General features: G+C 74.2%; 19 protein-coding genes. 9 read left to right on the top strand and 10 right to left on the bottom strand.

The features are described from left to right. Positions 1–203 precede the first annotated feature (203 nt). A complete protein-coding gene (locus tag IE312_RS18910; RefSeq protein ID WP_189983293.1) occupies positions 204–1,220 on the bottom strand; it encodes an SGNH/GDSL hydrolase family protein in 1,017 nt (338 codons plus the stop codon). Between the two features lie 158 nt (positions 1,221–1,378). Between IE312_RS18910 and IE312_RS18905 the strand changes: the two genes are divergently transcribed. Next, entirely contained in the window at positions 1,379–2,770 is a 1,392-nt protein-coding gene (locus tag IE312_RS18905; protein WP_189983291.1) for a cystathionine beta-synthase, read from the top strand. Between the two features lie 332 nt (positions 2,771–3,102). On the opposite strand, the gene IE312_RS18900 is transcribed toward IE312_RS18905, so the two are convergent. Further along, positions 3,103–3,939 (bottom strand): helix-turn-helix transcriptional regulator, encoded by an 837-nt coding sequence (locus IE312_RS18900; protein ID WP_189983289.1) that lies wholly within the window; start codon positions 3,937–3,939, stop codon positions 3,103–3,105. A 149-nt stretch (positions 3,940–4,088) separates the two neighbouring features. Here IE312_RS18900 and IE312_RS18895 point away from each other — a divergent pair, with 149 nt between their 5' ends. Next, positions 4,089–4,850 carry an SDR family oxidoreductase gene (locus IE312_RS18895; protein WP_189983287.1) on the top strand — a complete coding sequence of 254 codons (762 nt, stop codon included), beginning with the start codon at positions 4,089–4,091 and terminating at the stop codon, positions 4,848–4,850. Positions 4,851–4,865: 15 nt separating this feature from the next. Here IE312_RS18895 and IE312_RS18890 read toward each other — a convergent pair whose 3' ends face one another. Then, positions 4,866–5,315 carry a hypothetical protein gene (locus IE312_RS18890; RefSeq protein ID WP_189983285.1) on the bottom strand — a complete coding sequence of 150 codons (450 nt, stop codon included), beginning with the start codon at positions 5,313–5,315 and terminating at the stop codon, positions 4,866–4,868. 192 nt (positions 5,316–5,507) lie between these two features. On the opposite strand from IE312_RS18890, the gene IE312_RS18885 reads away from it, so the two are divergent. Both IE312_RS18885 and IE312_RS18880 read left to right on the top strand, forming a co-directional pair. Continuing rightward, positions 5,508–6,350, top strand: a complete 843-nt coding sequence (locus tag IE312_RS18885; RefSeq protein ID WP_189983283.1) for a MurR/RpiR family transcriptional regulator — start codon at positions 5,508–5,510, stop codon at positions 6,348–6,350. A gap of 93 nt (positions 6,351–6,443) precedes the next feature. Next, positions 6,444–7,028, top strand: coding sequence for a hypothetical protein (locus IE312_RS18880; RefSeq protein WP_229900092.1), 585 nt, complete (start codon positions 6,444–6,446; stop codon positions 7,026–7,028). A gap of 7 nt (positions 7,029–7,035) precedes the next feature. Here the strand turns inward: IE312_RS18880 and IE312_RS18875 are convergent, their stop codons facing one another. From IE312_RS18875 to IE312_RS18855, 5 genes are all read right to left on the bottom strand, one after another. Then, on the bottom strand, positions 7,036–7,410 hold the full coding sequence (locus tag IE312_RS18875; RefSeq protein ID WP_189983281.1) for a roadblock/LC7 domain-containing protein: 375 nt from the start codon (positions 7,408–7,410) through the stop codon (positions 7,036–7,038). Between the two features lie 11 nt (positions 7,411–7,421). Then, a complete protein-coding gene (locus IE312_RS18870; RefSeq protein WP_189983279.1) occupies positions 7,422–7,904 on the bottom strand; it encodes a roadblock/LC7 domain-containing protein in 483 nt (160 codons plus the stop codon). 31 nt (positions 7,905–7,935) lie between these two features. Next, positions 7,936–8,748, bottom strand: a complete 813-nt coding sequence (locus tag IE312_RS18865) for a transcriptional regulator (RefSeq protein ID WP_189983277.1) — start codon at positions 8,746–8,748, stop codon at positions 7,936–7,938. Next, positions 8,745–9,128 (bottom strand): hypothetical protein, encoded by a 384-nt coding sequence (locus IE312_RS18860; RefSeq protein WP_189983275.1) that lies wholly within the window; start codon positions 9,126–9,128, stop codon positions 8,745–8,747. Before IE312_RS18860 ends, IE312_RS18865 begins: the two co-directional genes overlap by 4 nt. 179 nt (positions 9,129–9,307) lie before the next feature. Beyond that, positions 9,308–10,678, bottom strand: coding sequence for a type III PLP-dependent enzyme domain-containing protein (locus IE312_RS18855; protein WP_189983273.1), 1,371 nt, complete (start codon positions 10,676–10,678; stop codon positions 9,308–9,310). Between the two features lie 139 nt (positions 10,679–10,817). Here IE312_RS18855 and hutU point away from each other — a divergent pair, with 139 nt between their 5' ends. From hutU to hutI, 4 genes are read left to right on the top strand one after another with little or no spacing between them, the layout of a single operon-like run. Continuing rightward, a complete protein-coding gene (gene hutU / locus IE312_RS18850; RefSeq protein ID WP_189983271.1) occupies positions 10,818–12,482 on the top strand; it encodes a urocanate hydratase in 1,665 nt (554 codons plus the stop codon). Beyond that, positions 12,479–13,696 (top strand): allantoate amidohydrolase, encoded by a 1,218-nt coding sequence (locus IE312_RS18845; protein WP_189983269.1) that lies wholly within the window; start codon positions 12,479–12,481, stop codon positions 13,694–13,696. Before hutU ends, IE312_RS18845 begins: the two co-directional genes overlap by 4 nt. Beyond that, positions 13,693–15,030, top strand: a complete 1,338-nt coding sequence (locus tag IE312_RS18840) for a formimidoylglutamate deiminase (RefSeq protein WP_189983267.1) — start codon at positions 13,693–13,695, stop codon at positions 15,028–15,030. Before IE312_RS18845 ends, IE312_RS18840 begins: the two co-directional genes overlap by 4 nt. A 20-nt stretch (positions 15,031–15,050) precedes the next feature. Further along, positions 15,051–16,226, top strand: coding sequence for an imidazolonepropionase (gene hutI / locus IE312_RS18835; RefSeq protein ID WP_189983265.1), 1,176 nt, complete (start codon positions 15,051–15,053; stop codon positions 16,224–16,226). A gap of 24 nt (positions 16,227–16,250) precedes the next feature. Here the strand turns inward: hutI and IE312_RS18830 are convergent, their stop codons facing one another. Next, positions 16,251–17,807: a ricin-type beta-trefoil lectin domain protein gene (locus tag IE312_RS18830; RefSeq protein WP_189983263.1), complete on the bottom strand. Its 1,557-nt coding sequence runs from the start codon at positions 17,805–17,807 to the stop codon at positions 16,251–16,253. A gap of 218 nt (positions 17,808–18,025) precedes the next feature. Then, positions 18,026–18,922 (bottom strand): RNA polymerase sigma factor SigF, encoded by an 897-nt coding sequence (locus IE312_RS18825; protein WP_189983260.1) that lies wholly within the window; start codon positions 18,920–18,922, stop codon positions 18,026–18,028. Positions 18,923–19,170: 248 nt separating this feature from the next. Here IE312_RS18825 and IE312_RS18820 point away from each other — a divergent pair. Then, a partial coding sequence (locus tag IE312_RS18820) for an STAS domain-containing protein (RefSeq protein ID WP_229900090.1) occupies positions 19,171–19,505 on the top strand: 335 nt, incomplete at its 3' end.

Below are 19,505 nucleotides of genomic sequence, written 5' to 3'. Positions count from 1 at the left end.
TCCTTCAGGGAGCCCTTGTTCGCGCGGCCGATGGGAGAGCGGGCGGTCGAGACGATGACGGCTTCGGGCATCACGGCTCCAGTGGAGGGGTGTTCGGGCAGGGCCGGTTGGGAAGTTACCGGGCCGTACCGGCAAGGTCATCGGTGTCGCGGTGTGACACTGAACGCACTTTCTAAGCGCTTGCTTGGCCCAGCGTACGCCGGTCAGAGCGACGGGGTCGCCGGCTCGGCCTCGGGTACCCGGCGGCGGCGCCTGCGCTTCAGCAGGGCCCAGGGGCCCCGCGGACCGGTGGGCATCGCCGCCGTCACCTCGGTACCGGCCTCCGACGCCGCCTCGGCCGCCGCCCGTGCGACCGGCAGGAAACCCTCGCGGCGCGACACGTCCGGCCGCTCCTCCTCCGGCCACAGGCCCAGCGCCGCGCACACCGTCGGCAGCACCGCCATCGCCGCCGTCGCGTACCCCTCCGCCGAGGGGTGGTAGTTGTCCGGCCCGAACAGCTCCCGTGGATTCGCCTCGAACTCGGGGCCGAGCAGATCGCCCAGCGACACCGTGCGCCCGCCCTGCTCCACCACCCCGATCGTCTGGGCCGCCGCCAGCTGCCGGGACGCCCGCCGGGCCAGCCAGCGCAGCGGCTGCTGCACCGGCTCGATCGTGCCGAGGTCGGGACAGGTGCCCACCACCACCTCGGCGCCGGCCGTGCGCAGCCGGCGTACCGCCGCCGCCAGGTGCCGTACCGAGCGGGTCGGCGGCATCCGGTGGGTCACGTCGTTCGCGCCGATCATGATCACGCAGATGTCCGGGACGGGCGCGGGCGACGACAGCACCAGGGCCACCTGCCGGTCCAGGTCGTCGGACCGGGCCCCCGGCGACGCCACGTTCCGCAGCTCCACCGGCCGCTCCGCCACCGCCGCCAGCCCCGAGGCCAGCAGCGCGCCCGGGGTCTGGCCCGCCCGGTGCACGCCCTGCCCCGCCGCCGTGGAGTCGCCGAGCAGGGTCAGGCGCAGGGGCGGCTCGCCCGGGATGTCGTACGCGTGCCCGTACACGCCGTCGGCCGCCGGAACCCGGCCGCCGCCGCCGTTGCCCACGTGGCGCCGCGCCAGCCGCAGCTCCGCCAGTACCAGACCGACGACGGCCGCACCGACCAGCCCGGCCCCGCCGCCGCCGTACGCCGCCCCGGCCGCGATGCGCCGGGCCACCCGTGCCCTCGACATGCTCGTCATGCGTCGCCGCCACCTCCTCGTAGCCGTACACCCACTCCTTGCCCCGTACGGACCGTGCGTCAATCTCGACGGGGAGTGAAGGACCGCGTCCGCCGCACCGCTGGCCTTAGGCTGGCGGCACCACTACGAACAGTTCTTTGCAGCGACCGGAGACAACGGTGCGATACCACGACTCGATGATCAGCCTCGTCGGCGACACCCCGCTGGTGCGGCTCAACAACGTGACCAAGGGCATCCAGGCCACCGTCCTGGCCAAGGTGGAGTACTTCAACCCGGGCGGCTCCGTGAAGGACCGCATCGCCCTGCGCATGATCGAGGCCGCCGAGGAGAGCGGGGAGCTGAAGCCGGGCGGCACGATCGTCGAGCCGACCAGCGGCAACACCGGTGTCGGACTGGCCATCGTGGCCCAGCAGAAGGGCTACAAGTGCATCTTCGTGTGCCCCGACAAGGTGAGCACCGACAAGATCAACGTGCTGCGGGCCTACGGCGCGGAGGTGGTCGTCTGCCCGACCGCCGTGGCGCCGGAGCACCCTGACTCGTACTACAACGTCTCCGACCGGCTCGTCCGGGAGACCCCGGGCGCTTGGAAGCCCGACCAGTACTCCAACCCGAACAACCCCCTGTCGCACTACCACTCCACCGGCCCCGAGCTGTGGGAGCAGACCGAGGGGAAGATCACCCACTTCGTGGCGGGCGTCGGCACCGGCGGCACCATCTCCGGCACCGGCCGCTACCTGAAGGAGGCCAGCCAGGGGAAGGTCAAGGTGATCGGCGCCGACCCCGAGGGCTCGGTGTACTCCGGCGGCTCCGGGCGGCCGTACCTGGTCGAGGGCGTCGGTGAGGACTTCTGGCCGACCGCCTACGACCGCGGTGTCGCGGACGAGATCGTCGCCGTCTCCGACAAGGACTCCTTCCAGATGACCCGCCGGCTGGCCAAGGAGGAGGGCCTGCTGGTGGGCGGCTCCTGCGGCATGGCCGTCGTGGCCGCGCTCGAGGTCGCCGAGCGGCTCGGCCCGGACGACGTCGTGGTGGTGCTGCTGCCCGACAGCGGCCGCGGCTATCTCAGCAAGATCTTCAACGACGAGTGGATGGCCGACTACGGCTTCCTGGAGGACGAGGGCCCCAGCGCCCGCGTCGCCGACGTCCTGAACGACAAGGCGGCCGGTTCCATCCCGTCGCTGGTGCACATGCACCCGGAGGAGACCGTCGGCCAGGCCATCGAGGTGCTGCGCGAGTACGGCGTCTCCCAGATGCCCGTCGTCAAGCCGGGCGCCGGCCACCCCGACGTCATGGCCGCCGAGGTCGTCGGCTCGGTCGTGGAGCGCGAGCTGCTGGACGCCCTGTTCAGCCAGCGGGCGTCGCTGGAGGACCCGCTGGAGAAGCACATGTGCGCCCCGCTGCCCCAGGTGGGCTCCGGCGAGCCGGTCGGTGACCTGATGCAGGTGCTGGGTTCGGCGGACGCCGCCATCGTGCTGGTCGAGGGCAAGCCCACCGGCGTGGTCAGCCGGCAGGACCTGCTGGCCTTCCTGGCCAAGGGCGGCAGCAAGTAGCGAACGGCCGGTGAACCGCCCGTGACCTCGGGGGACTTGGGGCGCGGGCGGGTTCGCCGAAGTGGTACGAGCGTGTCACGTGTACGCAGCACCGGCTTAACACGCGTCCGGCACATTAGGGGGTGTCGGCAGGGCGGGAGCGGCTCCCCGTCCAGGCCGGCACCGAACGGCGCCAAGGACCTCCGGAGCGGCTCCCGGACCTCCCTGGACGCCAAGGACGCGGGGCCCGGCCTGACCCGGCCCGCGTCCCTCGCGGGGACCGCCGTCGTCCCGCCCCCCGGCAACGGGGGTGCGGCGGTCCCCGCGCAAATCCTCCCGGCCGGGGCCCGGCTTCAGAGGGTGACCCAGCTCCCCAGCAGCGCCAGCCGCTCCGCCGTCTCCGAGCCCGGCTCCGGGGTGTACGCCACGATCGTCTGCTCCGGGTCCGACGGGGTCGTCATGGTCTCGTACGGCAGGGTCAGCAGGCCCGCGACCGGGTGCCGTACCGTCTTCACGCCGTACGCGCACTCCCTGACCTCGTGGTCCGCCCACAGCCGGCGGAAGTCCTCGCTCCGGACGGAGAGTTCGCCGACCAGGGCGCACAGCTCGGGGTCGTCGGCGTACCGGCCCGCGTGCACGCGCAGGTGGGCCACCGTCTGGGCGGCCACCGCATGCCACTCGGGGTACAGCTCCCGGCCGGCCGGGTCCAGGAAGACCAGCCGGGCCATGTTCCGCTCCGCCGGTGCCAGCCGGCTGAAGCCGTTCACCGCGTCGCCGAGCGCGTTCCAGGCCAGGACGTCCATGCGGCGGCCCAGCACGAACGCCGCACTGCGCTCCATGGCGTCGAGGAGGAGCTGCACACCGGGACGGACGCGGGAGGCGCCGGCCTGTGGCCCCGGGCGCCGGCGCGGCCGGGCCACCGTGCGCAGGTACGCCTGCTCGGTCTCGTCCAGCCGCAGCACCCGCGCCACGGCGTCCAGGACGGCGTCGCTGACGCTCGTGCCCCGGCCCTGCTCCAGCCGGATGTAGTAGTCGACGCTCACGCCCGCGAGCTGCGCCACCTCCTCGCGGCGCAGCCCCGGCACCCGGCGCCGCCCGTGGGCGGGCAGCCCGACCTCCTCCGGCCTGATGCGCGCGCGGCGCGAACGCAGGAAGTCGCCCACCTCTGCTTCGGTCCGGTCCCCGTTCATGTGCCGATCGTAGGCGAGGAGCACCGCCCGCATCCTGGTACTGGCATACCCAGGAAAACCGCATCCCTGGATACGGCCGCCGGACGCGGCCACAGTGGTGCCGACGGCCGGGGAGCAGCCCCGGCGCGAACCGCCCAGGGGGAATTCCCATGTCGTACGAGAACCTGTCCGGCCGTACCGCCGTCGTGACAGGAGCCGCCAGCGGGATCGGCGAGGCCGTCGCCCTGCACCTCGCCGCCCAGGGCGCCCGGGTGGCGCTGCTCGCCCGGCGCGCGGACCGGCTGGAGGCGCTGGTGGAGAAGATCCGGGCCGGGGGCGGCGAGGCGCTCGCCGTGGCCGCCGACGTCACCGACGACGCGTCCGTCGACGCGGCCCGGGCCCGGGTCCTGGAGGCGTTCGGCACCGTCGACCTCGTCGTCAACAACGCCGGTGTCATGCTGCCCAACCCGATCGGTGCGGGCCGGATCGAGGAGTGGCAGCGGATGCTCGACACCAATGTGACCGGTGTGCTGCGGGTCATCCGCGCCTTCGGTGCGAACCTGGTGGCCGCCGCCGGCGAGGGCCGCACCGCCGACCTGGTGAACATCTCCTCGATCGGCGCCCACATCCCGTTCCCGAACTACGCGGTCTACGGCGCCACCAAGGCCGCCGTCACCTACCTCTCGCAGTCGCTGCGCACCGAGTTCGGGCCGCAGGACGTGCGGGTCACCAACATCGAGCCGGGGCTGACGGAGTCCGAGCTGAAGACGCACGTCGACAGCACGGAGCTGTCCGGGCAGCTGGACGGCATGTTCGAGGCGATCGGCGCCCTGGCGGCGGCGGACGTCGCCGATGTCGTCGCCTACGTCACCAGCCGCCCCCGGCACGTCAACCTGCGCCAGATCATGGTGCTGCCGACCCGGCAGGCCTGACGGTCCGGGCGCGGGTCACTCCTCCCGGGGCGGGCGGCCGCGGCCGTCCCGGCCGGCGAGCAGCTCCGGGTGCAGCCGTACGGCCTGCACCGCGTTGACGCCGACGATGCCGAGCCAGGTCGCCACCATCGCGGGCAACCCGGCGAAGGCGCCGGCGATCGAGGACAGCGGGATCGCCAGGACCAGCGTGATCAGCGCGAAGCCGTAGCGCTCGCCCCAGGAGTCGGCCGGCCCCGGCCGCCGGGACCCGCGGGCCGTCTCCAGCCGCTGCTCGGCCAGCTGCCGCCGCACCCGGCGGTCCACCGTCTCGTCGATCCGCTGTCCGACCTTCTCCAGGAAGGACTCCACCAGCGCGGAGTCGTAGTCGTCGCCCAGCTCCCGGCGGGCCCGCACGGTGGCGTCGAGGTCCCTGCCGAGGGCGGGGTCCGCCCGGAGGCCGGCGTCCTGCGGCTCGCGTGTGGTCATGGCGGCCAGCCTAGGCAGGGGTCCGCCGCGTCGCACTGGGGATAACCCCCCCCCGTGCGGGGGCCGGGCACGGGGCCGGGACTGTATAACGGTATGCAGTGACACGCTGCCTGAATGGGCGGCCCGTGTCCGGCCGTGCCTGGGCGCTGTACTCTCCCGGGGCGTCGAGGAATCCGGAGGGGGAGTTACGTGATGAGCGGGAACGACAGCCCTGCCAACCGATTGCAGGCGCTCTTCGAGGGCCACCGGCTCACGCCGACCCAGCGCCGCATCGCGCACAGCATGGTGCGCCGGGCCGCCGACGTGCCCTTCCTGTCCAGCGTGGAGCTGGCCGAGCTGGCCGGGGTCAGCCAGCCCTCGGTGACCCGGTTCGCGGTCGCCCTCGGTTTCGACGGCTACCCGGCCCTGCGCCGGCACCTGCGCGAGGTCGTCCCGGCCGAACCGGCCGCCGGAGCCTCCGCCTACAACGAGTACCAGCAGGCCGTCGAGGCCGAGATCGAGAACCTCAGGCACCTCGCCGAGCTGCTCGCCGACCCGCGCCCGGTGCAGCAGGCCGGCCGGATCCTCGCCGCCTCCCGCCCGCTGCCCGTGCTCGGACTGCGCGCCGCCGCCTCCCAGGCCTACGGGTTCGCCTACTTCGCCGCCAAGGTCCACCCGGACGTCCGGCTCCTCAACGAGGGCGGCACGATGATCCACGACCGCATCGACGCCGCCGTCCGCGCGGGCGCCACCGCCCTGCTGTGCTTCGCGCTGCCCCGGCACCCCCGCGAGGTCGTCGACACCCTCGCCTACGCCAAGGACGCCGGTCTGACCGTGGTCACGGTCGCCGACTCGGCGTTCGCGCCGGTCGCCAAGCACTCCGACCTGCTGCTGCCCGCCGCCGTCGGCACCGGCCTGGCCTTCGACACCGCGTGCGCGCCGATGCTGCTGGGCCGGGTGCTGCTGGAGGCGCTCTGCGACGACCTGCCGGACGCCCAGGCGCGGCTGGAGGAGTTCGACGGGAAGGCGGCGGCCCGCGGCCTGTTCGTGGAGTGACCGGGCCCCGCCGCTCTCAGATTCGTCTCACGTTCCGCCGCTAGCCTGCCCACCGCACACGCGCTGTGGAGACACGTGAGACGGGAGGCTGACGTGGCACGCGGAGGACAGGGACTGGCCCGGGTGGCCGTGGTCGTACGGGCGGGGGCCGCCCCGCTGTGGTGGCTCGGCGTGGTCGCCGCGGGGACCGGGACCGTGCCGGAGGGAGTGACCGGGCGCCGGATCGGCGTGCTGGCGGGGGCCGCGCTCTTCCTGGCCGGCGCGGCCGCCGTGGTACTCGCCCGGCGCGGCCGGTACACCGCCCTCGCCCGCGGGGCGGCCCGCGCGGGCAAGTACGACGTGCTGCAGGACCGGGCGGTGACCGTGCGCGTCTGGCGCCGGGGCCACCGCTGGTGGCTGCTGCTGGGCGGGGCGCTCGCGCTCGGCTCCGCCTTCGTGGTGCCCGCGGCCGGCGGCATGCTGCTGGCCGGGCTCGGTACCGGGCTGCGGCTGAAGGCCGCCTGGCTCGGGCGGCTGGAGCGGAGGCGGGAGACGCTGCTGTGGGTGCGCGTCGACTGGCTCGACCGGCGCGGCGGGCGGCCGGCGGGCCGGGCCGTGAAGGGACTGCGCGCCACCGGCGTCGCGGCCGGCGACGCGGCCCCCGGCGGGGCCCGCCGCCGTACCGCGGCCCTGGTCTGAGCCGCCGTCAGACCTCCAGTTCCTCCTCGATCCGCTTGAGCTGGTGCCGGGCCATCGCCAGGTTGGCCCGGCTGGAGTCGAGGACCAGGTACAGGAACAGGCCGTTGCCGCCCCGGCTGCTGAGCAGGCGGATCAGGTGGTACTGGTCGGACAGGGTGATCAGGATGTCCTCGATGCCGGCCTTGAGGCCGAGCATCTCCATCGTGCGCATCTTGGCGCGGATCACGTCGGTGTTGCCGGCGGCGGCCACGTTCAGGTCGAAGTCCTTGCCGCCGCCCATCGTGCCCAGCGCCATCCCGCTGGTGTAGTCGACGAGCGCGACGCCGGTGGCGCCCTCGATGGAGGTGAGGGCTTCCTTCAGTGCGGTCTCGGTGTTGGCCATGGTGGTTCCTTTCAGCTGTCGGTTGCGGTGCGCGCCTCGGCGGCCGTGGTGCGGGGCGCGCGGGGAGTGCGGGTACGTGCGGGGGTGGCGGGCCGGGGCAGCGGGCGCAACGCCTCGGCGGCGTCCAGCAGCTCCCCGATGCGGGCGCCGGCCCGGCGGCCCTCCAGGTGCAGCCGGCCGACGTTGACCCGGTCCTGGGCGAGCAGGGTGAGGACGGCGGTGCGGCCGGCCGCGTAGGTGGCGACGTAGCCGCGCTCGCCGCGCACCAGCAGCTCGCGGAAGCCGCCGTGCCCGGTGGCGTCCGCGACCCGCACGGCGACGCCGAGCGCGGCCGCGGTGAGCGCGGCCAGGCCGTCCGGATCGACACCGGGGGTGTCGTGGGCGACGACCAGGCCGTCGACGCCGGCCGCGAGGGCGCCGGTGAGCTGCGGCACCCGGGTGCGCAGCCGGCGCAGCTCGTCCACGACGGCACGCAGGTCCTCTTCGGCCACCATCAGGTCTCTCCTCTCGGCGGGGCGGAGCCGTTCAAAGCGCCTCAAGCGCATCCCTGAGCCTCTTCAGCAGCGCGATGTCGGGGTCGGTGGTGACCTGGTAGGGCGGCGGCGCCGGTGGGGCGGCCGCCGTGGGCGCGGGCGCGATCCACCCGGCCGCCGTGAGCCGGCGCACGTCGACCAGCGTGTGGAAGGCCTGCCGGCCCAGGTTCCGGGCGATGTCGGTGGCCGTGCGCAAGCCGTCCACCCGGTCCAGGACGGCCCGCTGCCGGGGCGTGACCGGCGCGCCCGGGGCCCGCCCGGCGGCCGGGTCCGCGCGGATCAGCGGGGCACTGTCGGCGGCCGGGTCGGGCCACAGCCGGTGCAGCAGCAGCCGGCGGCGCAGGGTCTCGCGTTCCAGTGCGACGACCGGGACGGAGGGCAGCGGGCCGAGGCGGGGCGCGTGGTCGTACCGGAACCGGCCGGGTGTGCTGCTCGGGGCCAGGGCGAAGTAGCCCGCGTCGTACAGCGCGTCCAGATGGCACAGCTCCAGCGCGCCCGTGGGCAGCACCCCGGAGCGCAGCAGGTGTTCGGCCGCGTGCGGCGGGCCCGGGGCACGGGCCGCGGCCTGCTGCCAGGCGGCGGCCGCGAGGGTGCCGTGGGCCGTGAGGAGCACGTCGAGACCGGGGGCGAGGGGACTCTCCGCGTGCACCACCCGGCCCTCGGCGAGGTGCAGGACGCCGTGTTCACGGACCAGGACGCCGGTGGCCCGTTCCTCGGCGAGCCGGGTCAGCATCGGGGACAGGGCGCGGGTGGCCGCCTTGTCCCGCACGGGGAGGGCCGGCTGCGGGGTGCTGATCACGGTCATCCCAGCACCAGCCGGGAGGCCATCTCGCCGAGCCGGATCCGGGCGAGCGCGAGGTTGCCCTCCTCGCGGCCGAGCCACAGGTGCAGGAACACGCTGCTGTCGAAGGAGGTGTCCACGAAGCGCAGCAGGTGGTAGCTGTCCCCGTTGCTGATGATCACGTCCTCCACGGGCGGCAGCCCGCCGCCGCCCGCCGAGAAGGTGCCGTGCTCGGCGGCCATCCGGGCCAGTTCGGCGGCCTCGGCGGCGGTCGTCTCGTGGTCGCCGCCGGGCGCCTCCCCGACCGTGCCGAGGGCCAGTCCGCTCGTCCAGTCCACCAGCGCGGCCCCCCGGGCACCGGGCAGCCGCATCGCTTCCAGTAAGCACTCGTCTATTCCGGGCACCGTGGCTCCCCTCCCGCCTGGGACTCCGGCTGAGTGACGCCGACACTACGCAACGTAGGTGGGGGAGGTGAGGCCTTTGGCATTTTCCGGTGGAACATGCGTCCGGCGTACTAGTGTGGGTCAACTGACGTGTGTGCCACGCCCGTTGAAGTATTTGTTCGAGGAGCGGACGGGGGCTGTCAACGGCTCCCGGGCGCACGGAGGGTGGTGAGCGCCGAGGCGTGCGCCCCTCCGGATTCGGCCACCACCTCGGCGAGCGTCTGCGGCTCCCGTACGACCGCGAAGGCCACGCCCCCGGCACCGTCCGGCGCGTAGCCGTAGACGCCCGGCCGGGCCAGGGAGTTGTAGGCGTAGTGGTGGGCGAAGCCGTACGCGCCGGTGTCCAGCGCCGCCACGTGGTCGCCCTGCTCCAGCAGCGGCAGCGCGCGCCCCTCGGCGAGCAGGTCGCCCGAGAAGCAGGCCGGCCCGGCCACGTCCTGCACCGCCTCCGGGCCCGTCTTCGGCCGCCCCTCGGCGTCGTACGCGGCGATCCGCAGCGGCCAGGTCCCCGGCACGTACACCGTCCGCGCCGCCACCTGCACGCCCGCGTGGGTCACCGCGATCCGCCGCCCGCCCGCGCTCTTGGCGTACTCCACCCGGGCCACCACCGCCCCGTGCTCGGCCAGCAGCGACCGCCCGAACTCGGTCACCAGCCCGTACCGCCCGTCGAACAGCCCCGGCACCCGGTCGGCCAGCACACGCGCGTAGGCCGCGTGCGTCGGGGCCGTCGCCTCCGACGCGGCGTTCACGGGCAGCCCGCCGCCGATGTCGATCGTGTCCACCTGCCGCCGCCCCACGGCCGCGTTGATCTCCTCCGCAAGCGCGTACACCTCCGCCACGCCCCGCGCCAGCAGGGGCAGCGGGATGCCCTGCGAGCCGGTGTGCGTGTGCAGCCGGGTCAGCCACGGCCGCCGGGCGTACGCCTGTACGACCCATTCGCGCGCCCCCTCGTCGCGCAGCGCCACCCCGAACTTCGAGGTCGGCGTCGCCGTGGAGGTCGCCCCGATGGCGCCGGCGCCGATCTGCGGGTTCACCCGGAGCCCGAGCGGGGACCGGGCGGGGCCGGAGCCCACGAGGGCGTCGAGCCGGTCCAGTTCCTGCGGGTTGTCGGCGTTCACCGCGATGCCCAGGGCCAGGGCCTCGCGCAGCTCCGCCGGCGTCTTCGCCGGCGAGTCCAGGACCGTCCGGTCCGGCGGCACCCCGGCCGCCCGGGCCAGCGCCAGTTCGCCGGGGCTGGCCACCTCGGCGCCGATGCCCGCCTCGTGCAGCAGCCGTACCACCGGAACCAGCGGGGTGGCCTTCACCGCGAAGGCGTGCAGCACCGGGGTGCCGGGCGCCGTCACCGCGTCGAACGCCGCCCGCAGCGCCGCCGCCGACGCCCGGATCCCGGTGACGTCCAGCAGGCCCGCCACGGCCGCGTGCGGGCCCAGCAGTCCCTGCTCGACGGCCGCCCGCACCGCCCGGTCCCGCCGGTCCGCCCGTTCCCGGGCCTCGCTGTCGATGTCCGCCATGGGTCTGCCCCTCCTGTCTCGGCTGCCGGTGCTTCCAGCCAAACACCCGCCGCGCGCGGACGCGGCCGTCCCGTGTATTGACTAGCTCTATTCATGAAGACAGGATGTGAATAGACGTAGGCACAGGAGGAGGCAGACGATGTCGGGACCCCGCCCCGTACGAGCACCGCGCGGCACGGAGCTGAGCGCTCTGGGATGGCAGCAGGAAGCGGCCCTGCGCATGCTGCAGAACAACCTCGACCCCGAGGTCGCCGAGCACCCCGACAAGCTCGTCGTCTACGGCGGCACCGGCAAGGCCGCCCGCGACTGGCGCTCCTTCGACGCCATGGTCCGCACGCTGAGGACCCTCAAGCAGGATGAGACCATGCTGGTCCAGTCCGGCCGGCCGGTCGGCGTCATGCAGACCCACGAGTGGGCCCCGCGCGTCCTCATCGCCAACTCCAACCTGGTCGGCGACTGGGCCAACTGGGAGGAGTTCCGCCGCCTGGAGGCCCTCGGCCTGACCATGTACGGCCAGATGACCGCCGGCTCCTGGATCTACATCGGCACCCAGGGCATCCTCCAGGGCACCTACGAGACCTTCGCCGCCGTCGCCGCGAAGAAGTTCGGCGGCACCCTCGCCGGCACGATCACGCTCACCGCCGGCCTCGGCGGCATGGGCGGCGCCCAGCCGCTCGCCGTGACCATGAACGACGGCGTCGCGATCTGCATCGACTGCGACCCGCGCGCCATCGAGCGCCGCATCGAACACCGCTACCTCGACGTCCGGGCCGACTCCCTCGACCACGCCCTCCAGCTGGCCGTCGAGGCCCGCGACGCCCGGCGCCCGCTGTCCATCGGCGTCCTCGGCAACGCGGCCGAACTGGTCCCGCAGCTGCTCGCGATGAGCGCCCCCATCGACATCGTCACCGACCAGACCTCCGCCCACGACCCGCTGTCCTACCTGCCCGTCGGCACCGCCTTCGAGGACATGGCCGACGCCGCCGCCAAGGACCCGGCCGGCTTCACCACGCGCGCGCGTGAGTCCATGGCGACCCACGTGGAGGCCATGGTCGGCTTCATGGACGCCGGCGCCGAGGTCTTCGACTACGGCAACTCCATCCGCGGCGAGGCCCGGCTGGCCGGTTACGACCGCGCGTTCGCCTTCCCCGGCTTCGTGCCCGCCTACATCCGTCCCCTCTTCTGCGAGGGCAAGGGCCCCTTCCGCTGGGCGGCCCTGTCCGGCGACCCGGCCGACATCGCCAAGACCGACAAGGCGATGCTGGAGCTGTTCCCCGAGAACGAGTCCCTGGCCCGCTGGATCAAGATGGCCGGCGAGCGGGTCCACTTCCAGGGCCTGCCCGCGCGCATCTGCTGGCTGGGCTACGGCGAACGCGACAAGGCCGGCGAGCGCTTCAACGACATGGTGGCCAGCGGTGAGCTGGCCGCGCCGCTGGCCATCGGCCGGGACCACCTGGACTGCGGGTCCGTCGCCTCCCCGTACCGGGAGACCGAGGCCATGCTCGACGGCTCCGACGCCATCGCGGACTGGCCGCTGCTGAACGCGATGGTCAACGTGGCCTCCGGTGCCTCCTGGGTCTCCCTGCACCACGGCGGCGGCGTCGGGATGGGACGGTCCATCCACGCCGGCCAGGTGACGGTGGCCGACGGCACGAAGCTGGCCGGCGAGAAGATCCGGCGGGTGCTCACCAACGACCCGGGGATGGGCGTCATCCGGCACGTGGACGCCGGCTACGACATCGCGGAGTCCGTCGCCGCCGAGCGCGGGGTCCGGGTGCCGATGCGTGAGGGTGACCTGGCGTGACCTTCCACAGCATGTGGGCGGAGCTGCTGCCGGTCGGCCGCAGCTCCGCCTCCGGCGGCTACCGCCGCTACGCCTGGACCGGGGCCGACGCCGACTGCCGCGCCTGGTTCCGGCAGCAGGCCGAGGACCGGGGACTGGCGTACGAGGTCGACCGCAACGGCAACCAGTGGGCCTGGCTCGGTGACCCCGCCGCCGGGGACGCCGTCGTCACCGGGTCGCACCTCGACTCCGTGCCGGACGGCGGGGCCTTCGACGGACCTCTCGGAGTGGTGTCCTCCTTCGCCGCGCTGGACGAACTGCGCGCCCGGGGCACCGAGTTCGCCAAGCCCCTCGCCATCGTCAACTTCGGGGACGAGGAGGGCGCCCGGTTCGGACTCGCCTGCGTCGGGTCCCGGCTCACCGCCGGACAGCTGACCGTCGAGCAGGCGCACCGGCTCACCGACGGCGACGGCGTCACCCTGCCGCGCGCCATGGAGGCCGCCGGGTACGACCCCGACGCCATCGGGCCCGACCCCGAGCGGCTGGCCCGGATCGGCGCCTTCGTGGAGCTGCACGTCGAACAGGGCCGCGCGCTGGACCTGTCCGGCGACCGGGTCGGCGTCGCCAGCGCCATCTGGCCGCACGGGCGATGGCGCTTCGACTTCCGGGGCGAGGCCAACCACGCCGGCACCACCCGGCTGGCGGACCGCCGCGACCCGATGCTGCCCTACGCCGAGACCGTGCTCGCCGCCCGCCGCGAGGCCGAACTCGCCGGTGCCGTCGCCACCTTCGGGAAGATCTCCGTCGAGCCCAACGGGGTCAACGCGATCCCGTCCCTGGTGCGCGGCTGGCTCGACTCCCGGGCCGCCGGCCAGGACACCCTGGACACGGTGGTCGGCGGCATCGAGAAGGCGGCCCGGGAATACGCGGACGCCCACGGCGTCGACCTCGACGTCGTGCGCGAGTCCTTCACCCCGGTCGTGGAGTTCGACCACGCCCTGCGGGACGAACTCGGCCGCATCCTCGGCACGGACACCGGCCTGACGGTGCCCGTCCTCGGCACCGGCGCGGGACACGACGCCGGAATCCTGTCCGGGAGCATCCCGACCGCCATGCTGTTCGTGCGCAACCCCACCGGTGTCTCGCACTCCCCGGCCGAGTTCGCCGCCGAGGACGACTGCGTGGCCGGGGTGCAGGCACTCGCCGACGTACTGGAAGGACTGGCCCGCAGGTGACCAAGGGGACCTACTGGTTGGAGCACGCCTGGCTCGGCACCCACGTCGAGCCGGGGGTGACCCTCGAGGTCGCGGACGGACGGATCGGTGCCGTCCGCACCGGCACGCCCGCCCCGCCGCCCGGCGCCGAGGTGCTGCGCGGGCTGACCCTGCCGGGGCTCGCCAACGCCCACAGCCACGCCTTCCACCGGGCGCTGCGCGGCACCGTCCAGGTCGGCTCCGGCACCTTCTGGACCTGGCGCGAGGTGATGTACTCCGTCGCCGACCGCCTGACTCCGGAGACCTACCACGCCCTGGCCCGCGCGGTGTACGCCGAGATGGCCCTCGCCGGCATCACCTGCGTCGGCGAGTTCCACTACGTGCACCACGCCCCCGGCGGCACCCCCTACGCCGACCCCAACGCCATGGGCGAGGCGCTGATCGCCGCCGCCGCCGAGGCCGGCATCCGCATCACCCTGCTCGACACCTGCTACCTCTCCTCCGGCTTCGGCGAGGCCCCCAACCCCCACCAGCTGCGGTTCTCCGACGGCAGCGCGGAGGCCTGGGCGGCACGCTGCGCGGCCCTGGAGGAGCGGGACCACGCACGGATCGGGGCGGCGATCCACTCGGTGCGGGCCGTGCCCGCCGCCCAGCTGGCGACCGTGGCGGGCTGGGCGCAGGAGCGGCGGGCCCCGCTGCACGTGCACCTGTCGGAGCAGACCGCGGAGAACGACGCCTGCCTCGCCGCGCACGGCCGCACCCCCACCCGGCTGCTCGCCGACCACGGCGTCCTCGGGCCGCGCACCACCGGGGTGCACAACACCCACCTCACCGACGAGGACATCGCACTGCTCGGCGGCTCGGGCACCGGCACCTGCATGTGCCCCACCACCGAACGGGACCTGGCCGACGGCATCGGGCCGGCCGTCGCCCTCCAGCGGGCCGGCTCCCCGCTCTCCCTCGGCTCCGACAGCCACGCCGTCATCGACCTGCTCGAAGAGGCGCGCGCCATGGAGCTGGACGAGCGGCTGCGCACCCGCACCCGCGGCCACTGGACGGCCGCCGCCCTGCTGCGGGCCGCCACCGCCGACGGCCACGCCGCCCTCGGCTGGGACGAGGCCGGCAGGATCGAACCCGGCGCGCTCGCCGACCTGACGACGATCGCCCTGGACACGGTCAGGACGGCCGGGCCGCTGCCCCGACTCGGCGCCGAGACGGCCGTCTTCGCGGCGGGCGCGGCCGACGTACGGCACACGGTCGTGGGCGGCCGGCACGTCGTACGCGACGGGGCGCACACGCTCGTACCGGACGTGCCGCAGGCCCTCGCGCGGGCGGTCGACGCCCTCCGCGCCTGACGATCACCCACGAGGACACCATGAGCAGCAGCACCGTCATCACCAACATCGCCACGCTGGTCACCAACGACCCCTCCCTGGGCGACGGCTCCCCCCTCGGTCTGGTCCAGGACGCGGCCGTCGTCATCGACGGCGACCGCATCGCGTGGACCGGTGAATCCAGCAAAGCACCCGCCACTGACAACCGGGTCGACGCGGGCGGCCGGGCGGTGCTGCCGGGCTTCGTGGACTCCCACTCCCACCTGGTGTTCGCGGGCGACCGGACGCAGGAGTTCAACGCCCGCATGTCCGGCCGCTCCTACACCGCCGGCGGCATCCGCACCACGGTCGCCGCCACCCGGGCGGCGAGCGACGCGGAACTGGAGGCGAACCTCACCCGCTACCTCGGCGAGGCCCTCCGCCAGGGCACGACCACCTTCGAGACGAAGTCGGGCTACGGCCTCACCGTCGAGGACGAGTCCCGCGCCCTGCGCCTCGCCGCGCGCCACACCGACGAGGTCACCTACCTCGGCGCGCACATCGTCAGCCCCGACTACGCCGACGACCCGGCGGCCTACGTCGCCCTGGTCACCGGCGAGATGCTGGACGCCTGCGCGCCGCACGCCCGCTGGATCGACGTCTTCTGCGAGAAGGGCGCCTTCGACGGCGACCAGGCCCGCGCGATCCTCACCGCCGGCAAGGCGAAGGGCCTGCACCCGCGCATCCACGCCAACCAGCTCTCCCACGGCCCCGGCGTGCAGCTCGCCGTCGAACTGGACGCGGCCAGCGCCGACCACTGCACCCACCTGACGGACGCGGACGTGGACGCCCTCGCGAACAGCGACACGGTCGCCACGCTGCTGCCCGGCGCCGAGTTCTCCACCCGCGCCGAGTGGCCGGACGCCCGCCGCCTCCTGGACGCCGGCGCGACGGTCGCCCTCTCCACGGACTGCAACCCCGGCTCGTCGTTCACCTCCTCCGTCCCCTTCTGCATCGCCCTGGCCGTCCGCGACATGCGGATGACCCCGGACGAGGCGGTCTGGTCGGCCACGGCCGGCGGCGCCGCCGCCCTGCGCCGCACCGACATCGGCCGCCTCAGCCCCGGGGCCTTCGCCGACCTGACCCTCCTGGACGCGCCCAGCCACGTCCACCTGGCCTACCGGCCGGGCGTGCCGCTGGTCAGCGGGGTGTGGCGGCGCGGGGCCCGAGTGGTGTGAACCCCGTGGGCACAGCGGGCCCCCTCACCGCGTCCCGGCCCGCCACCGCTGCTCCCGGCCGCCGTCCAGGGGGCTGAGTCCCACGCCGCACCGGCCCTGCGGGGTGACCGCCGTCTCGATGGCGATGTACGGGCGGATCGTGCCGTCGGGGTCGACGGCGAAGCGGAGGTTCTCGCCGTTGCGGCTGTAGACCGCGTCGCACTCCCAGATGCCCACGCCCCGGTCGACCGAGCCCCGGCTGTCCAGGCAGAAGGCGTCGTCGGCCACCGAGCGGAGCACGCCGAGGGAGGGGTCGACGCGCCAGCGCTGGGTGGGCGAGGAGGAGCAGGGGGCGGTGACCACGTCGTTGCCCTGGGACAGGTCGCCGTCGCGGATGTCCAGGCAGCGGTCCGTGGCGAGGTCGACCACCTGCGCGGGGGAGGTGCCCGGCGGCTGGGGCGGCGGGACCGGCCTCGGCGTCGTCCGGTGCGGTGACGGCGCCGGACGGGCGGAGGTCCGCGCCGGTGCGGGCGACGGGGATGAGCGGGCGGGGGAGGGGCTCGGCGACGCGGACCGGGACGGGGAGGGCGACGCGGACGCGGACGTGGACGGAGTGACGGAGACCGTGGCCGTCACCGTCACCGCGGGGGGCGCGGGGGTCGCGACGGCGGGCGTCTGGTCGGCGGGGTGCGCCGGGACGAGCGCGAACACCAGCAGCGGGGTCAGCGCCACGCCCAGGGCCGCCGAGGCCAGCAGGACGCGGCGCCGGCCCGGCTTCTCCGCCACGGCCGGACCGGGGCCGCACGGCTCCTTGCGGCCGAGGTAGTCCGTACCGCGCCACGGCAGCAGGCCCTCGGCCAGGGTCTCGCGCGGCGCGTCCCGCAGCGCCCGCAGATCCTCGAAGGCGGCCGTGCAGTGCGGGCAGCGGGCCATGTGGGCGTCCAGGTCGGCGCTGCGGCGCGGGGCGTCCGGCCGTACCGCCTCCTCGATCAGCCGGCGGAAGTCCGTGCAACGCGGGTCGTCCGAGGCGGCCAGGCGGGCCCGGAGGCAGGCCTGGGCCAGGGCCTGGAGGGCCTGCCGGGTGCCGTGGGCGACGTCGGCGCGGCTCAGGCCCAGGAAGGCGGCGGTGCGCTCCACGGGCTCGGCGTCCAGGACGCCGTACCAGAGCAGCCCCTGGGTGCGGGACGGCAGGGACTGGAACGCCGGCAGCAGCGGCGGGGTCGGGCCCCCGGGGACGCCGGCCGCGTGCAGCACCAGCAGCAGGCCCGGGTCGAGGCCCGCGGCGCGTTCGTCGCGCGCCCAGCCGGCCGCCAGCCGGGCGGTGAGCAGCAGGAGCCGGTGGCGCAGCGGGACGGCGGGTTCGACGCCCCGGGCCGTCTCCCGGGCCGCCGTGGCGAACGTCTCCGCCGCCAGCCGGTGGGCCACGGGCTCGCTCGCCGCGCACAGCCGGGCGTAGCCGGACACCGCCGGGAGGTGCCGGCGGCGCAGCTCCTGGAGCGCCGGGTACGCCGTGGGCGTGGGGGAGCGCAGCAGTTCGGTCAGCCGTGCGTCCGGCAGGGCCTGGTGACCCCCGGCCGTGGCGTGCTCGTCCCCCTCAGCCATACGACACCCTCCGTTCCGCGAACGCGGCCGGCATACCAGCCGGTTCGGGGGGCCATAGTGGTGGAGGGGACGGGCGCTGCAAAGAGGTTTCCGTGGGTAACCGCATAACGGTTGTGACGTGGGGCACCCGCCAGCCGGAGCGGTAGGTGCCCCGGGGACGGCACAGCGGCCCGGCGCCGTCCGCCGAGCCGCTCTCCGCATCCGGAGCGACGCCGGTGTCACTCCTCCACGGTCAGCCCCTTGCGCAGCCGGACCAGGGTGCGCGAGAGCAGCCGCGACACGTGCATCTGGGAGATGCCGAGTTCCTCGCCGATCTCCGACTGGGTCATGTTCGCCACGAAACGCAGCGACAGGATCTGCCGGTCCCGGGGCGCCAGGCCGGCGATCAGCGGCTTGAGGGACTCGATGTACTCGATGCCCTCCAGCCCGTGGTCCTCGTAGCCGATGCGGTCCGCGAGCGCGCCCTCGGTCTCGTCCTCCTCGGGCTGGGCGTCCAGCGAGGAGGCGGTGTAGGCGTTCGAGGCGGCCATGCCCTCGACGACCTCGTCGTTGGAGATGCCCAGCCGCTCGGCGAGTTCCGCGACCGTGGGAGCGCGGTCCAGCTGCTGCGCCAGCTCGTCACCGGCCTTGGCGAGGTCGAGCCGCAGCTCCTGCAGCCGGCGCGGGACGCGCACGGACCACGAGGTGTCACGGAAGAACCGCTTGATCTCGCCGATGATGGTCGGCATCGCGAAGGTGGGGAACTCGACGCCGCGGGAGAGTTCGAAGCGGTCGATCGCCTTGATCAGGCCGATGGTGCCGACCTGGATGATGTCCTCCATGGGCTCGCTGCGGGAGCGGAAGCGGGAGGCGGAGAACTTGACGAGCGCGAGGTTGAGCTCGACGAGGGTGTTGCGGACGTACGCGTGCTCGTGCGTCCCTTCCTCCAGCGACTCGAGCCGCTCGAAGAGGGTCTTGGACAGGGCCCGCGCGTCGACCGCGCCGATCTCGTCGTACGGGGGGATCTCCGGGAGGCCCTCGAAGGGGTCGAGGGTGTCGATGGGATGATCCAGTTGAACCGGTGGGGGTGTCGACGTCGCGATGGGGGTATGCGATGCGTCGAGCCGGGGTGACATGGGTGTCCTCCATCGTTCTCGGCATATGGCTGCCGAAGCCAGGACGTGCACTACGGTGTGCGGCGCCTCCGAAGCCGGCGTGTAGGGATGTGTGTCCTTACTAGCCCTACCCGGTGGACCGAGCGACTCGCAAGTGCGTTCTGCGGTGATATGTCCGATTGTGTGCGGATGTTCGGGTGTCGGAGTGCGCATGGAAGGCGTAATGTTCGAGGGCATCAGCAGCCACGACCTCGGGAGAGAGAGACGGCATGGACCACGGGACGGTCGGCAGCGCACAGTCGGGCCGGCTTCTGGTGGAGGTGCGGGAAGAGGGCTCCAGCGCCGTAGTGACACCGGCCGGCGAGCTTGACCACCACACCGCCGATCTTTTGCGTGAGCCCCTCGACGACCTACTGGACAAGGGGTTCGCGCGGCTCGTCGTGGACTGCTCGCGCCTGGAGTTCTGCGACTCCACGGGGCTGAACGTCCTGCTCGGCGCCCGGCTGAAGGCGGAGGCCGCCGGAGGCGGTGTCCACCTGGCCGGAATGCTGCCGGTGGTCGCCCGCGTGTTCGAGATCACCGGGGCCGAGGCGGTCTTCAGCGT

It is taken from the genome of Streptomyces capoamus (genome assembly GCF_014654935.1).
GTDB classification, from domain to species: Bacteria; Actinomycetota; Actinomycetes; order Streptomycetales; family Streptomycetaceae; genus Streptomyces; species Streptomyces capoamus.
Note: the sequence above shows the minus strand (reverse complement) of the source record. Positions and strands in the feature narration are given on the sequence as shown.

Excerpts from the sequence above, each read along its gene's own strand:
- IE312_RS18865 (WP_189983277.1), bottom strand. The coding sequence starts at position 8,748 with ATGACCGTGATCAGCACCCCGCAGCCGGCCCTCCCCGTGCGGGACAAG.
- IE312_RS18825 (WP_189983260.1), bottom strand. The coding sequence starts at position 18,922 with ATGTCACCCCGGCTCGACGCATCGCATACCCCCATCGCGACGTCGACA.
- IE312_RS18870 (WP_189983279.1), bottom strand. The coding sequence starts at position 7,904 with ATGGTGGCCGAAGAGGACCTGCGTGCCGTCGTGGACGAGCTGCGCCGG.
- hutU (WP_189983271.1), top strand. The coding sequence starts at position 10,818 with ATGTCGGGACCCCGCCCCGTACGAGCACCGCGCGGCACGGAGCTGAGC.
- hutI (WP_189983265.1), top strand. The coding sequence starts at position 15,051 with ATGAGCAGCAGCACCGTCATCACCAACATCGCCACGCTGGTCACCAAC.
- IE312_RS18890 (WP_189983285.1), bottom strand. The coding sequence starts at position 5,315 with ATGACCACACGCGAGCCGCAGGACGCCGGCCTCCGGGCGGACCCCGCC.
- IE312_RS18910 (WP_189983293.1), bottom strand. The coding sequence starts at position 1,220 with ATGACGAGCATGTCGAGGGCACGGGTGGCCCGGCGCATCGCGGCCGGG.
- IE312_RS18895 (WP_189983287.1), top strand. The coding sequence starts at position 4,089 with ATGTCGTACGAGAACCTGTCCGGCCGTACCGCCGTCGTGACAGGAGCC.
- IE312_RS18875 (WP_189983281.1), bottom strand. The coding sequence starts at position 7,410 with ATGGCCAACACCGAGACCGCACTGAAGGAAGCCCTCACCTCCATCGAG.
- IE312_RS18830 (WP_189983263.1), bottom strand. The coding sequence starts at position 17,807 with ATGGCTGAGGGGGACGAGCACGCCACGGCCGGGGGTCACCAGGCCCTG.
- IE312_RS18900 (WP_189983289.1), bottom strand. The coding sequence starts at position 3,939 with ATGAACGGGGACCGGACCGAAGCAGAGGTGGGCGACTTCCTGCGTTCG.
- IE312_RS18855 (WP_189983273.1), bottom strand. The coding sequence starts at position 10,678 with ATGGCGGACATCGACAGCGAGGCCCGGGAACGGGCGGACCGGCGGGAC.
- IE312_RS18885 (WP_189983283.1), top strand. The coding sequence starts at position 5,508 with ATGAGCGGGAACGACAGCCCTGCCAACCGATTGCAGGCGCTCTTCGAG.